The following is a 13,897-nucleotide window of genomic DNA, read 5'->3' as shown; positions in this document are numbered from 1 at the left end:
GGGCGTCCGAACAGGGGGCGATCAGGCCTTTGAGAGGCCAAGCTGCACCACATCGGTGCGACCGGTGCGGAAACCAGCGTCGCAATAGCTGAGATAGAAGCGCCAGATCTTGCGGAACTTCTCATCGAAACCGGCGCCCTTGATGTCGTCCCAACGGGCGTCGAACCGTTCTGCCCATTGGGCCAGGGTGTCGGCATAGTCCTGGCCGAAGCGGGTAATTCCGGTCCAGGCGAGGCCCGCCCGGTCCGTCTCGGCCTTGAGCTTGCTCTCCGACGGCAGCATCCCGCCGGGGAAGATGTACTTCTGGATGAAGTCTGCGTGGCGGCGATAGTCCTCGAACAGCTCTTCCTGGATGGTGATGATCTGCAGACCAGCGCGGCCGCCTGGGGCCAGGACCTGATCGATCTTGTTGAAATAGGTGGGCCAGTAGCGTTCGCCCACGGCCTCGAACATCTCGATGGAGGCCACCCGATCAAAGGTCCCGCCCACGTCGCGGTAGTCGATCAGCTTGATCTCGGCGCGGTCGCTCAGGCCCTGGTCGAACATGCGCTTTGCGGCGAAGTCGTGCTGCGCCTTGGAGATGGTGATGCCGGTGACCTTGGCCCCGACCTCCCGGGCCGCGTATTCGGCGAAGCCGCCCCAGCCGCAGCCGATCTCCAGCACGGTCTGTCCGGCCTTCAGGTCCATCCGTTCGGCCAGCGCCCGGTACTTGTTGGCCTGGGCGGCCTCCAGGCTCTGGCCGGGATGGGCGAACCTGGCCGAGGAGTAGGTCATGCTGGGGTCCAGCCAGCGCGCGTAGAAGTCATTGCCCAGATCGTAGTGGGCGTGGATGTTCCGCTTGGACCCCCTACGGGAATTGCCGTTCAGGGCATGGCTCAGGACGTTGAAAACGCCCACCATGGGATTGCCCTGGGTCACCCGGCGCAGGTTCTCGAAGTTCAGCGAAAAGACGCTGAGCACCGCTGTCAGGTCCGGCGTATCCCATTCTCCGGCCGCATAGCCCTCCGCGAAGCCGATATCGCCGGCTGCCAGGGCGCGGCGGATGAAGCGGAAGTCGCGAACGATGATGCGGGCCTTGGGACCCGGCTCGCCCTCCAGGCGCAATTCATGGCCTTTCGGCGTGACGAAGGTGAGTTCCCCCGCCATCCAGTTGTGCGCCATCATCCGCAGGGCGTTGCGGAAGATGACGGGGACATCGGCCAAGGCGGGGAGTCGGCGGAAGGCGCGCGGCGAGGCCGCAAGGGCGGTCAGGGACGATTCGTGCGCCAGGGTCATGGCTGCAACTCCCGATCTCTCACTGGATACTAACACTGGTTTGGCGTCGGGAAAATTCGAGAACCCTTGCTGAACCTACGGCCGCGTTCCGGCACCGGATGCAGGCGACGAATTCCAGCTTGTGAAGAGGCGCCCCGCGCGCCACTTAGGCTCAAACCCCCGACCGATCCGGAGTCCGCCCATGGCCGTTCTGACCCTGAACAAGTGGAACATCTCGATTGGCGACGGCCAGCCGCTGTTCGTGATCGCTGGCCTGAATGTCCTGGAAGACCTGGAGCTGGCTCGCGTCACGGCTCGCCAGTTGAAGGCCATCTGCCGCGATCTGGGCCTGCCCTATGTGTTCAAGGCCAGCTTCGACAAGGCCAACCGCTCGTCGATCCATAGCTACCGTGGTCCCGGTCTCGAAAAGGGCCTCGAGATCCTGCAGGCGATCAAGGACGAGTTCGACGTTCCGATCTGCACCGACCTGCACGAGGTCAGCCAGGCAGAGCCGGTGGCCGAGGTCGCCGATATCGTCCAGATGCCGGCCTTCCTGGGCCGCCAGACCGACCTGGTGGTCGCCGCGGCGCGCGCGGCCCACAGCCGGGGTGGGTGGCTGCACCAGAAGAAATCCCAGAACATGGCCCCGTGGGACACCAAGCAGATGGTCGACAAGGTGCGCGAGGCCCTGGGCGGCGCGCAGATCAGCGTGCTCTGCGAGCGCGGCACCACCTTTGGCTACAACAACCTGGTGGTGGACATGCTGGGCATCGGGGAGATGCAGAAGCTCGGCGTGCCGGTCACCATCGACGCGACCCATGCCGTCCAGCTCCCGGGCGCGGATCCGCGCACCCAGGGCGCCTCGACCGGCGGCCGGCGTGAGGGGGTCCCGATCATCGCCAAGGCCGCGATCGCCGCCGGCGCTGACGGCGTCTTCCTGGAGTTCCACCCTAATCCCGACGCGGCGCTCTGCGATGGGCCCAGCACCCTGCCGCTGGACAGTGCCGAGGGCCTGCTTCGCAGCCTGAAGGCCATTCATACCGCCCGCGCCTAGTGCCATAAACAACCGCATGGACCTCTCGACCCTCCAGCAACTGCTGACCCGTCTGTCGGGCGCCCGCATCGTCTGCGTCGGCGACCTGATGGTGGACCGCTTCGTCTATGGCGAGGTGACCCGAGTCTCTCCCGAGGCGCCGATCCCGGTCCTGGCCCGTGATCGGGAGCTGGTGATGCTGGGCGGGGCCGGCAACGTGGCGCGCAACGTCGCGGCCCTGGGGGGTGATGTCGCCCTGGTCGGCCTGGTGGGCGGCGACAGCGAGGGCCACGAGGCCCTGCGCCTGATCGGCGACAAGACTGGCATCGAGGGCTTCCTGGTCACCGATCCGGGCCGCCCCACCACGCTCAAGACGCGCTTCGTCTCGGGCGGGCAGCAGCTGCTGCGGGTCGACCTGGAGGCCAGCATCCCGGCGGTGGGCGAGGTCGAGCAGCGCCTGGTGCGTACGGTGCGCGACGTCGCCGCCGGGGCCGGCGTCGTGCTGATCTCCGACTATGGCAAGGGCGTCGTCACCGACGCGGTGATCGCCGCCTGTCGGGAGGCAGGCGGCCTGGTGATCGTCGACTCCAAGGCCCGCAGCTTCCTGCGCTACGGCGAGGTCGACGTGATCAAGCCCAACGCCGGCGAACTCGCCTACGCCACCGGCCTGCCCACCAGCACCAATCCCGAGATCGAGGCCGCGCTGGCCCACGCCCTCAGCCTCTGCGAGGCCAAGGCCATCCTGGTGACGCGGGCGGCCAAGGGCATCTCGCTCGCCGTGCGCGGCCAACCCGTTCGCCACTTCCCCGGTGTGCCCCGCGATGTCTTCGACGCCTCGGGCGCCGGCGACACCACCATCGCGGCGCTTGGCCTGGCCCTGGCCGCCGGAACGCCGATGGACCAGGCCATCGAGTTCGCCATGCTCGCCTCTGGCGTCGCCGTGGGTAAGGCGGGCACCGCCACCGTCCTGCCCGAGGAACTGATCGAGGCCTCGCTGACCGCCCACATGGCGCCCGCCGAGGGCAAGATCGTCACGCCCCAGCGGATGGCCGACGAGATCGCCCGCTGGCGCGCCAAGGGGCTGCGGGTGGGCTTCACCAACGGATGCTTCGACATCCTGCACCGTGGCCACGTCACCTATCTCAACCAGGCCAGATCCTGGTGCGACCGGCTGGTGGTGGGGCTCAACTCCGACCGCTCGGTGAAGGCGCTGAAGGGGGAGGGGCGACCGGTCAACGACCTGGAGGGCCGGGCCATGGTGCTGGCGGGTCTTGGCGCCGTGGACCTGGTGGTGCCCTTCGATGAGGACACCCCCATCAAGCTGATCGAGGCCGCCAAGCCTGAAATCCTCATCAAGGGCTCCGACTATTCGGAGGACCAGGTGGTGGGCGGCGACCTGGTGAAGTCCTGGGGCGGGGAGGTCCGCCTGGCCCAGATTGTCGACGGCTATTCCACCACCGCCGCCATCGCCCGCATGACCGCCAAGGAACCGACATGACCCGTCGTATCGCCTTCGTCACCGGCGGGGCCGGCTTCATCGGCTCCAACATCGTCGCCAAGCTGGCGGAAGATCCCACCCTGGACGTGGTGGTCTGCGACTGGCTTCAGGAAGCCGAGCTCGGCAAGTGGCGCAACATCGCCAAGCACCCGATCGGCGACTTCGTGGCGCCGGAAGACATGTTCGAATGGCTGGAGAAGCGCTGGCGCGACATCGAGATCGTCATTCACATGGGCGCCATTTCGTCGACCACCGAGCCCGACGCCGACAAGATCATCCACAACAACTTCACGCTCAGCCGCGACCTGTTCCGCTGGTGCGCGGACCGCCAGCGGCGGTTCATCTACGCCTCCTCGGCGGCCACCTACGGCGATGCGACCGCCTTCGACGACAAGGATGATCTTCAGTCCCTGGCCGCCCTGCGGCCGCTGAACGCCTACGGCTGGTCCAAGGCGCTGTTTGATCTCTTCGCCGCGCGTCAGGCGGCCCGCGACTACGCTCCGCCGCAATGGGTGGGGCTGAAGTTCTTCAACGTCTACGGGCCCAACGAGGAGCATAAGCACTCGATGAAGTCGGTGGCCTCGCAGATCTGGCCCAAGGTCGCCGGCGGCCAGTCGGTGCAGCTCTTCAAGTCCTATCGCGAGGGCATCGCCGACGGCGGCCAGACCCGCGACTTCGTCTATGTCCGCGACGTCGCCGACGTGGTGGCCTGGCTCAGCGCATCCGAACAGGTGAACGGGGTCTACAACCTTGGCTCCGGAACCGCGCGGACCTTTGAGGACATGGCCAAGGCGGTGTTCGCCGCCGCCGGCAAGCCGGCCCAGATCGAATACACCCCCATGCCGCCCGCCATCCGCGACAAGTACCAGTACTTTACCGAGGCCAAGATGGACCGCCTGAAGGCCGCCGGCTTCAACCAGCCGATGACGGCGCTGGAGGACGGCATCACCGACTATGTCCGCAACTACCTGTCCCAGCCCGATCCCTACAGGTAGGCGATGGCGGAGCGTCCCAAGGGCTTCAAGCGGACGGTGAGCGCGGCGGTCGTCGTGGTTCTGGCCCTTGTGGTCATGGCCGCCTTCGTCTGGCGTGACGACATCGCCAGCAACGCCCTGGATCCCAAGGAGCCGTTCCAGACCTACCGGCCGCCAGCGGCGCCCGACTACACGCGCCGCGCCGCCTGGGCCCTGTTGCCCGCCCACCCCGAGGTCTGGACCACGGCCGATCCAGCCGCCGACGTCTTCTTCGTTGGGCCCACCAGCTATGACGGCGGCTCCCACTGGAACAGCCCCATCGACGACGTCCAGGCCGACAAGTTCTTCCGGCGTGTCGTGGCGCCGAACTATGCGGGGCCCTTCGTCCGCGTCGGCCGCCTGTTCGCCCCGCGCTACCGCCAGGCCAGCCTTTACACCCTGCTGACCCTGCGCGAGGACGCCCGCGACGCCCGCCGTTTCGCCTATGCCGACGTGGCCGCCGCTTTCCGCCAGTACCTCGCCGCCGACAACAAGGGCCGGCCCTTTATCATCGTGGGTGTGGAACAGGGCGGCACCCTGGCCTCGCGCCTGATCGCCGACGAAGTCATCCGCGACCCTTCGGTCCGGGCCCGGCTGGCGGCGGCCTACCTCATCGAGACCGTGGTTTCCGCCGACGCCCCGCCGCTGACGCCCTGCGCTGGACCAAGGCAGGCCGGCTGCCTCGCCGCCTGGGCCTCGGCCTTCGAGCATGACGTCGAGCGGGTCCAGGCCTTGAAGGACCGCTCCCTGATCTGGGACGCGAACGGCGAGCTGGAGCACATCTCGGGCCGCACGCCGCTGTGCTTCAATCCGCTGCTCGGCGCGGTCTCCAACGCCCCTGCGCCCGCCAAGCTGAACCTGGGGGCGGCCAACGCCACCGGTCTGGAGTGGGGGGCGCGGCCCGCTTTCCTGACCCGCCAGGTCTCCGCCAGGTGCGAGGACGGCATCCTGCGGGTGTCACGGCCCAAGCCCAAGATGCTGAAGAGCGCCGGCTCCTGGGCCGATAAGCGCAAGGTTCCGGGCTACAACCTCTTCTACGGCGACCTCGAGGCCGACGCGAAGCGGAGGGTCGCGGCCCTGACCTTGAGCCCGGGCTTCGTACGGCCGGCTCCGCCCATCACCGAGGTGCGGGCGGTGAAGGTGTCGCGGGTGCATCGGATCGACCGGTAGCTAACCCGCGTCCTTCAGCGGCGAACTGGCCCGCCAATCGAACAGCTCCTGCAGGACCCGCAGCGCCTTGCCGCGCTCGCTGGTCAGCTCCGGGTCACGGCCGATGATCAGCCGCGCGTCGTCGCCGGCCGCTGCGATCAGGTCCCGATGGGCGAAGGGATCGGCGAACACATAGTCGGGGAAGCCGCTCTGGCGCAGGCCGAGCGCGTCGCCGCCGCCCCGTAGCTCCAGGTCGGTCTCGGCGATCAGGAAGCCGTCGTCGGTGCGCCGCAGGATATCCAGGCGCCTCTGGGCGGTCTCCGACAGCGGCGGATCGTAGAGCAGCACGCACGAGCTTTCGCGCCGCCCACGCCCGACTCGGCCGCGCAGCTGGTGCAGTTGGGCCAGTCCGAAGCGCTCGGCCTGTTCGATGACCATGATGGTGGCGTTGGGGACGTTGACGCCCACCTCCACCACCGTCGTGGCCACCAGCACCTTGATCCGGTTGTCGGCGAAGTCGGCCATCACGGCGTCCTTCTCCGGCCCGGTCATCTTGCCATGCACCAGGCCGACGCCGTCGCCGATCGTGGCGCGCAGTTCGATGGCCCGCTGCTCGGCGGCCTTCAGGTCCACCAGCTCCGACTCCGAAACCAGCGGGCAGATCCAGAAGGCCTGGGCGCCGCCGGCGACCGCCTCGCGCAGGCGGGCCTCCACCTCGTCCACCCGCGTCATGGGCGCCGCGCGGGTCGCCACCGGCGTGCGGCCGGGCGGCTTCTCGTCGATACGGCTGACGTCGAGGTCGCCATAGACGGTGAGTTCCAGGGTGCGGGGGATCGGCGTCGCCGACATGGCCAGCAGGTGGACCGACCGCCCCTTGGCCTGCAGCAGCTGGCGCTGGGCCACGCCGAACCGGTGCTGCTCATCGACGACGGCGAGCTGCAGCCCCTGGAAATGCACCTCCGCCTGGAAGAGCGCGTGGGTGCCCACCGCCACCTGGGCCGCGCCGCTGGCGATGGCCCGCAGCTTTTCCGCGCGTGCCGCCCCCTTGTCGCGGCCCGTCAACAGCACACAGGTGATCCCATGGGCGGCGAGGGGGCCTGACAGGGTCTCATAGTGCTGGCGGGCCAGGATTTCGGTCGGCGCCATCAGAGCGCACTGGCCGCCGGCCGCCGCGACATCGGCGATGGCCAGCATCGCCACCACGGTCTTGCCTGAGCCGACGTCCCCCTGCAGCAGGCGGCTCATGCGTTCGCCCTGGGCGAAGTCGTGGCGCACGTCGGCCAGGGCGCGCTCCTGGGCGCCGGTCAGCTTGAAGGGCAGATCGGCGACGATGGCGGCCGCCTTGGGTCCCGGCGCGATCCTGTCGGCGGGTTCGGCGCGGCGGTCGGCCTTGCGCTGGGCCATGGCCAGTTGGTGGGCCAGCAATTCGTCATAGGCCAGGCGGCGCAGATGGGCCGCCGTCGGCAGGAGGTCGCCCTCGCTGGCCGGGGCGTGCAGGCGCTCCAGGGCCTCGCGCCATGTGGGGAAGCCACCCTTGGCCATCCAGGCGGGGTCCTGCCACTCGGGCAGGTCGGCGGCCTGGGTCAAGGCCTGCAGGGCCAGCTTGCGCACCGTGCGGGCGGGCAGGCCGGCGGTGGCCGGGTAGACGGTCTCCACCTCCGGGATCTCGTCGGCCTTGTCGGGCGCCACCAGATAGTCCGGATGGCTGATCTGCCACTCCGAGCCGAACCGCTCAACCTTGCCCGAGACGATCCGCTTGGCGCCCACCGGGTTCTTCTCGGCGACCGCGTGCCCGAAGCTGCCGAAATAGACCAGGGTCAGGAAGCCCGAGCCGTCGAAGGCGCGGATTTTCCACGGCTGTTGCGGGCTGCGCGGCTTCTGATGCTCGTCGATCTCGACGGTGAAGGTCTGAACCTCGCCCTCGATCGCGGTGTTCACCGTGGCGGGGCGGCGGCGCACCAGGGCGTGGGGCGCCAAGAACAGCACGTCGCGCACGATAGGGCCGGCCAGCTTCTCCAGCAGGGGCGCAACCCGCGAGCCCACACCCTTCAGCGTGGTCACCGGGGCGTAGAGGGGAAACAGAATCTCGGGCCGCATGGCGCGATCATAGCGTGAAGCTGGACGCCCGCCGCGACCCATGATGATCTCCCGCCGACCTTTGGGGGAAGATATCTATGCGCAATCTGTGGACCGCCGTTGCCCTGGCCGCCTTGCTGGCTGCGTGCAACCAGTCATCGAGCGCTAGCGGGGAGAAGGCGACTTCCGACTCGGGCTTCGTCCCGCCGGTCGAGCCCGCCGCAGCGACCCCGACCCCGACCCCGGCCGGCTTCAGCCACGTGAAGGGCGAGGACCTGTTCGGCTACTACATGCCCGTGACCGAGGTGAAGGTCGGCAACTTCCGGCTGGAGAACGTGACCTTCGCGCCTGAGGACGACTTCAACAAGTGGGAGGCCGGTGAGCAGGGCGGCCCCTGGGGACCGATCATGTTCGATTTTGTAGATGTCACCTCGCAGAAGGGTGAAAACGAACTCGGCCAGCCCAACTACACCAAGACGATCCGCGTCCTGCCGACCAGCTACAAGATAGGCGGCGGCAATCTGCAGTTCACAGGCACGGACGTCACCCTGGGCCAGATCCAGTTCGACGGGACCATCGACACCGCGGCGCTCAAGCGGGCGCGCGCCGGCGAGCAAGGTGCTGAAACCGAGACCGTGCTTCGGACCGGCCTTTCCATCGGCGGCAAGCCCTTCAAGAACCTGTCCTTCACCTGGTACGGCGGCGACTGACGACAGGGGCCTGAGCGTGACGGGCGCCTGAACCGGCATCCACTTCAGGCTGTCACGCTCTGAACGCTGGCGTCGGGAGACGGGCCGCCCTATATCGGCCCGTCCACATGTCGATAGATGATACCCGCCTGCGAAAACTGAAGTTCCGTGCGTGGCACAGGGGCTTCAGGGAAGCGGACCTCATTCTGGGGCCGTTCGCGGACACCCATGCCCACGAACTGTCGCCGCAGGACCTCGACCTCTTCGAGGTGCTGCTCGAGCAGCCGGACCACGACCTCTACGAGTGGATCATGGAGCGGGCCGACATTCCGGCGGAATTCGACGGCTCGCTGCTGAACCAGATCAAGGCCTTCCGGTTCAAGGTTCATGAGATCCGTGGCGACGAACATGGCGGCTGACGGTTCGCGCGCGCCCAGCGCGGCGGACCACCGCCGTATCGCCACCGACCCCGGCCGCCTCGACCTGATCGGCGCGCCCGAGGGTTTCGACGCCCTGATCATGGCCGATATTGTGCGCGCCCGGGGCGGCCTGTCGGTCTTCGTGGCTCGCGACGGCTCTCGGCTCTCGGCCTTCATTGACGCGTTCAGGTTCTTCGCCCAGGGCATCGAGGTGCTGCAGTTCCCGTCCTGGGACTGCCTGCCCTATGACCGCACTGGTCCGTCGCCCGGCGTCGCGGCCCAGCGGATGACCACGCTCGCGCGCCTCGCCCACGGCCTGGACGCCAAGAAGCCGACCCTGCTGGTCACCACCACGCCCGCCCTGATGCAGCGCGTCCCGCCCAAGGACGTGGTCCAGGGCGCGGCCTACTCAGCCCGCACCGGCAATGTGGTCGAGATCGCCGACCTGGAGCGCTACTTCGCGGTCAACGGCTATGCGCGGGCCTCGACGGTCTCCGAGCGCGGCGAGTTCGCCATTCGTGGCGGCGTCATCGACGTCTTTCCGCCCAACGCCGAGGAGCCGGTGCGCCTGGACCTGTTCGGCGACACCCTGGAATCCATCCGCGGCTTTGACCCGGACACCCAGCGCTCCACCCGCCAGCTCAAGGAGGTCAGCCTCCTGCCGGTCAGCGAGGCCCTGCTGGACAAGGACTCCATCTCGCGCTTCCGCCGCAGCTATGTGGAGGCCTTCGGGGCCCCCGGCGGGGACCCGCTCTATGAGACGGTGAGCGGCGGCGGCCGACGGGCCGGCATGGAGCACTGGCTGCCCCTGTTCTATCCGTCGATGGCCACCCTGTTCGACTATCTGCCGGGTTCGGCCCTGATCGGCGTCGATCACCTGGCCAGCCAGGCTCGCGACGAGCGGCTGGCCATGATCGCCGACGCCTACGACGCCCGCGCGCAGGCCGACCGCAAGGTCCACTACCACCCGCTGGAGCCCGACCGCCTCTATCTCTCCGCCGAGGAATGGCGCGCGCGCCTGGCCGAACGCGCCACCCGCCAGTTCTCCGCCTTCCAGGAGGCCGGGGGCGAACTGGTGGTGGACATGGGCGCCCGCCAGGGCCGCACCTTCATCGCCGAGCGCCAGCAGGACTCGGTGAACCTGTTCGAGGCCACTGCAGCCCACGCGCAAGCCTTAGCTGCGTCGGGGAAACGTGTGCTGTTCGCCTCCTGGTCGGAGGGCTCGTCAGAGCGTCTCGGCGTCATGCTGGCCGACCACGGCCTGAAAAACGTCAGCCAGGCGCCCTATTGGGACGCCGCCAAGGCCGCCAATCCGAAGTTCCCGCAACGGGTCGTCCTGCCGCTGGAGAGCGGTTTCGAGACTGACACCCTGGCGGTCATCTCCGAAACCGACATCCTGGGCGACCGCCTGGCCCGGCCGCGCCGCAAGCGCCGGGCGTCCAACTTCCTGGCCGAGGCCTCGTCGCTCAGCCCCGGCGACCTCGTGGTCCACATCGACCACGGCATCGGGCGCTATGAGGGCCTGAAGACCCTGTCGGTCCAGGGCGCCCCCCACGACTGCCTGGAGCTGCAATACGGCGCCGAGGCGAAGCTCTACCTGCCGGTCGAGAACATCGACCTGCTGACCCGCTATGGCTCGGAGGGCGACGGCGTCCAGCTGGACCGCCTGGGCGGCGCGGCCTGGCAGGCGCGCAAGGCCAAGGCCAAGGAACGCCTGCGCGACATGGCCATCGGCCTGATCCAGATCGCAGCGGCCCGCGCCACGCGCACCACCGATCCGGTCGATCCGCCGCATGGGGTGTTCGACGAATTCTGCGCCCGCTTCCCCTACGAGGAGACCGACGACCAGCTCTCGGCCATCGGCGACATCCTCGAGGATCTCAGCGCCGGCAAGCCCATGGATCGCCTGATCTGCGGGGACGTGGGCTTCGGCAAGACCGAGGTGGCCCTGCGCGCCGCCTTCGTGGTGGCCATGAGCGGCCAGCAGGTGGCCATCGTCGCCCCCACCACCCTGCTGGCCCGCCAGCACTACAAGACCTTCACCGAACGCTTCCAGGGCTGGCCCATCAAGGTCACCCGCCTGTCGCGCCTGGTGCCGCCCAAGGAAGCCGCCGAGACCCGCGAGGCGCTCAAGAACGGCGAGGTGGAGATCATCGTCGGCACCCACGCGGTGCTGTCCAAGCAGGTGGGCTTCAAGAACCTCGGCCTGGTGATCGTCGACGAGGAGCAGCACTTCGGGGTCAAGCACAAGGAGAAGCTCAAGGAGCTTCGCGCCGACGTGCACATGCTGACGCTGACCGCCACGCCGATCCCTCGAACCCTCCAAATGTCGCTCAGCGGCATCCGGGAGATGTCGATCATCGCCACCCCGCCGGTGGACCGTCTGGCGGTGCGCACCTACGTCACCCCCTTCGACCCCATCGTCATCCGCGAGGCCCTGCTGCGGGAGAAGTACCGTGGCGGCCAGGCCTATTACGTGGTCCCGCGCATCTCCGACCTGACCGAGCTGGAACGCTTCCTGCGCGAGCAGGTGCCCGAGGTCCGCTACGTCGTCGGCCATGGCCAGATGGCGCCGACCCAGCTGGAAGACGTGATGAGCGCCTTCTACGAGGGCCAGTACGACGTGCTGCTGTCGACCACGATCGTCGAGAGCGGCCTGGATATTCCCACCGCCAACACCCTGATCATCCACCGCGCCGACATGTTCGGCCTGGCCCAGCTCTACCAGCTGCGCGGCCGGGTCGGCCGGGCCAAGGCGCGCGCCTACGCCTACATGACGACGCCCGCCGAAAAGCAGATCACCATCTCGGCCGAGCGCCGCCTGAAGGTGCTGCAGTCCCTCGACAGCCTGGGCGCCGGCTTCCAGCTGGCCAGCCATGACCTGGACCAGCGCGGCGGCGGCAACCTGCTGGGCGAGGAACAGTCGGGCCACATCCGCGAGATCGGCGTCGAGCTGTACCAGCAGATGCTGGAGGACGCGGTCAATGACCTGAAGGAACTGGCCGGCAAGGGCGAGGGCGCCGCCGATCGGGGCTGGTCGCCTCAGATCAACACTGGCGCCGCCGTGCTGATCCCCGAGGACTATGTCCCCGACCTGCACGTGCGCCTGTCGCTCTATCGCCGCCTGTCCGACGCCGAGAAGTCCGGTGACCGCGAGGCCCTGGCCGCCGAGATGATCGACCGCTTCGGCCCCCTGCCGCCGGAAGCCGGCCAGCTGTTGAAGGTGGTGGCCATCAAGGGCCTCTGCCGCGAGGCCAATGTCGCCAAGATCGACGTGGGGCCCAAGGGCGCCGTGGTCACCTTCCGCAACGAGGACTTCCCCAACCCCATGGGGCTGATGGCCTTCGTCACCAAGAACCAGGTCGCCTGGAAGGTCCGCCCCGACAACAAGGTCGTGGTGCGCGGCGAGTGGGAAACCCCCGAACAGCGGCTCAACGCGGCTGAGCGGGTTCTGAGTGAGCTGGCCAAGCTGGCCGGGGCTGCGGCCGCGACGTAGGGAGGTCACTTGGCATGACGCGATCTCCCAATCTGTCGAACAGGTCAGTGATTCTTGTTGCGGTGCTTGGGTTGTCCGGCTGCCAAAGCGCCGGCTCTCCGTACAGACACACCTATCATGAGAGCGATCCTGGCAAGTGCGCGGAAGTCGCCCAAGGCGCTCTCCTCCATGCTGTCCTGAAGAAGATGCGGGAGGACGGGAGCTGCGACGTCGCGTGGATGGATAACTGACGGCTCGCGAGGTGGGTTAGCTGTCGTTTCCAAGAAGGTTGTTCACACGCTGCCATGGTGTGAGACCGGCGATGCCGGAGTGGGGTCTGTGGAGATTGTAGGTTCTGGTCCAGGGCTCGATGGCCTGGGCCCGCTCGGCTGAGGATCGATAGGGCCTTGCGTAGGCCCATTCCCGCAGGCTGGTCTGGATGAAGCGTTCGGCCTTGCCGTTGGTCCGAGGCGTGTAAGGTCGGGTCCGGACGTGGCGGGCTCCGGCCTCGGCCAGGGCCTTGGCGAAGAGCTTGGAGCGATAGGCTGAGCCGTTGTCGGTCATCACCCGCGCGACGGTGACGCCGTGGCGGGCAAGCCAGGCCAGGGCGCGCTCCAGGAAGGCTGTGGTGTCCTCCTCGCGCTCGCTCTCCAGGATCTCGGTGTAGGCCAGGCGCGAGGCGTCATCGACGCAGACATGCAGGAAGTCCCAGCCGGCCTTGCGCGAGCGGCCTTTGCGACGGTCGCCGGTGACCCGGTGGCCCTCGATGTCGAAGCGGCCCAGCTTCTTGATGTCCAGATGGATCATCTCCCCGGGCAGGGCTCGCTCATAGCGCAGGATCGGGATCGGCGGCTCGAGGCTCTTCAGACGTCCCAGCCCCAGCCTGCGCAACACCAGGCCGACCGTCGAGCGCGCCATGCCCAGACGTCCGGCGATCGCCGCGCCGGTCAGCCGGTCACGCCGCAGGGCTTCGATCTCGCAGACACGCGCGGCGTCCACTCTGCGTGGACATCGTCTCGGCGCCGAGCTGCGGTCCTGATGCCTTCGCTCGCCCCCGAGACGATGCCGGGCCAGCCACTTGTGGGCCGTCCGACGAGATATCCCCGCAGCGGCCGACGCGGCCTTCACCGTCCAACCACTCGCCACACGATCGGCCAGCAAGGCTCGACCCGACGGCGTCAGACGGGCATTCTTATGGACGTTCATCCGGGGTCTCCCGGTTAGAGGTTGGAGCTTCGCAACCCCACTCTCTCAACCCGATCCCGGGTGAACAACCTTCATAGCTTCGACA

The 13,897-nt window shown here is 68.2% G+C and carries 10 protein-coding genes; 7 read left to right on the top strand and 3 right to left on the bottom strand.

What is annotated here, in order from left to right; translation table 11 throughout:
• Positions 1-21 precede the first annotated feature (21 nt).
• Positions 22-1,275 (bottom strand): cyclopropane-fatty-acyl-phospholipid synthase family protein, encoded by a 1,254-nt coding sequence (locus tag Q8N10_RS03135; RefSeq protein ID WP_304777910.1) that lies wholly within the window; start codon positions 1,273-1,275, stop codon positions 22-24.
• A 181-nt stretch (positions 1,276-1,456) separates the two neighbouring features.
• Between Q8N10_RS03135 and kdsA the strand changes: the two genes are divergently transcribed.
• The 4 genes from kdsA to Q8N10_RS03115 are packed head-to-tail and all read left to right on the top strand — an operon-like array spanning position 1,457 to position 5,968.
• A complete protein-coding gene (kdsA, locus tag Q8N10_RS03130) occupies positions 1,457-2,308 on the top strand; it encodes a 3-deoxy-8-phosphooctulonate synthase (protein ID WP_304777908.1) in 852 nt (283 codons plus the stop codon).
• A 16-nt stretch (positions 2,309-2,324) separates the two neighbouring features.
• Positions 2,325-3,785 (top strand): D-glycero-beta-D-manno-heptose 1-phosphate adenylyltransferase, encoded by a 1,461-nt coding sequence (rfaE2, locus tag Q8N10_RS03125; RefSeq protein ID WP_304777906.1) that lies wholly within the window; start codon positions 2,325-2,327, stop codon positions 3,783-3,785.
• Positions 3,782-4,780 (top strand): ADP-glyceromanno-heptose 6-epimerase, encoded by a 999-nt coding sequence (gene rfaD / locus Q8N10_RS03120; protein ID WP_304777904.1) that lies wholly within the window; start codon positions 3,782-3,784, stop codon positions 4,778-4,780. Before rfaE2 ends, rfaD begins: the two co-directional genes overlap by 4 nt.
• A 3-nt stretch (positions 4,781-4,783) precedes the next feature.
• Positions 4,784-5,968, top strand: a complete 1,185-nt coding sequence (locus Q8N10_RS03115) for a DUF3089 domain-containing protein (RefSeq protein ID WP_304777902.1) — start codon at positions 4,784-4,786, stop codon at positions 5,966-5,968.
• Here the strand turns inward: Q8N10_RS03115 and recG are convergent, their stop codons facing one another.
• Positions 5,969-8,044 carry an ATP-dependent DNA helicase RecG gene (recG, locus tag Q8N10_RS03110; RefSeq protein ID WP_304777900.1) on the bottom strand — a complete coding sequence of 692 codons (2,076 nt, stop codon included), beginning with the start codon at positions 8,042-8,044 and terminating at the stop codon, positions 5,969-5,971.
• 77 nt (positions 8,045-8,121) lie between these two features.
• Between recG and Q8N10_RS03105 the strand changes: the two genes are divergently transcribed.
• From Q8N10_RS03105 to mfd, 3 genes are all read left to right on the top strand, one after another.
• The gene (locus tag Q8N10_RS03105; RefSeq protein WP_304777898.1) at positions 8,122-8,733 is read left to right on the top strand and encodes a hypothetical protein; all 612 of its coding nucleotides are present in this window, start codon (positions 8,122-8,124) and stop codon (positions 8,731-8,733) included.
• A gap of 107 nt (positions 8,734-8,840) precedes the next feature.
• Positions 8,841-9,131: a succinate dehydrogenase assembly factor 2 gene (locus Q8N10_RS03100; RefSeq protein ID WP_304777895.1), complete on the top strand. Its 291-nt coding sequence runs from the start codon at positions 8,841-8,843 to the stop codon at positions 9,129-9,131.
• The gene (gene mfd, locus Q8N10_RS03095) at positions 9,121-12,627 is read left to right on the top strand and encodes a transcription-repair coupling factor (protein WP_304777893.1); all 3,507 of its coding nucleotides are present in this window, start codon (positions 9,121-9,123) and stop codon (positions 12,625-12,627) included. The genes Q8N10_RS03100 and mfd overlap by 11 nt, the downstream gene beginning before the upstream one ends.
• A 246-nt stretch (positions 12,628-12,873) precedes the next feature.
• On the opposite strand, the gene Q8N10_RS03090 is transcribed toward mfd, so the two are convergent.
• On the bottom strand, positions 12,874-13,812 hold the full coding sequence (locus tag Q8N10_RS03090) for an IS481 family transposase (protein ID WP_304777891.1): 939 nt from the start codon (positions 13,810-13,812) through the stop codon (positions 12,874-12,876).
• Positions 13,813-13,897 lie beyond the last annotated feature (85 nt).

The sequence above is a fragment of the Phenylobacterium sp. genome (assembly GCF_030693625.1).
In the GTDB taxonomy this organism is placed as follows: Bacteria; Pseudomonadota; Alphaproteobacteria; order Caulobacterales; family Caulobacteraceae; genus Phenylobacterium; species Phenylobacterium ferrooxidans.
The sequence above is the reverse complement of the archived record's forward strand: the minus strand, read 5'-3'. Positions and strand labels throughout refer to the sequence as shown.

Excerpts from the sequence above, each read along its gene's own strand:
- Q8N10_RS03135 (WP_304777910.1), bottom strand. The coding sequence starts at position 1,275 with ATGACCCTGGCGCACGAATCGTCCCTGACCGCCCTTGCGGCCTCGCCG.
- kdsA (WP_304777908.1), top strand. The coding sequence starts at position 1,457 with ATGGCCGTTCTGACCCTGAACAAGTGGAACATCTCGATTGGCGACGGC.
- rfaE2 (WP_304777906.1), top strand. The coding sequence starts at position 2,325 with ATGGACCTCTCGACCCTCCAGCAACTGCTGACCCGTCTGTCGGGCGCC.
- rfaD (WP_304777904.1), top strand. The coding sequence starts at position 3,782 with ATGACCCGTCGTATCGCCTTCGTCACCGGCGGGGCCGGCTTCATCGGC.
- Q8N10_RS03115 (WP_304777902.1), top strand. The coding sequence starts at position 4,784 with ATGGCGGAGCGTCCCAAGGGCTTCAAGCGGACGGTGAGCGCGGCGGTC.
- recG (WP_304777900.1), bottom strand. The coding sequence starts at position 8,044 with ATGCGGCCCGAGATTCTGTTTCCCCTCTACGCCCCGGTGACCACGCTG.
- Q8N10_RS03105 (WP_304777898.1), top strand. The coding sequence starts at position 8,122 with ATGCGCAATCTGTGGACCGCCGTTGCCCTGGCCGCCTTGCTGGCTGCG.
- Q8N10_RS03100 (WP_304777895.1), top strand. The coding sequence starts at position 8,841 with ATGTCGATAGATGATACCCGCCTGCGAAAACTGAAGTTCCGTGCGTGG.
- mfd (WP_304777893.1), top strand. The coding sequence starts at position 9,121 with ATGGCGGCTGACGGTTCGCGCGCGCCCAGCGCGGCGGACCACCGCCGT.
- Q8N10_RS03090 (WP_304777891.1), bottom strand. The coding sequence starts at position 13,812 with ATGAACGTCCATAAGAATGCCCGTCTGACGCCGTCGGGTCGAGCCTTG.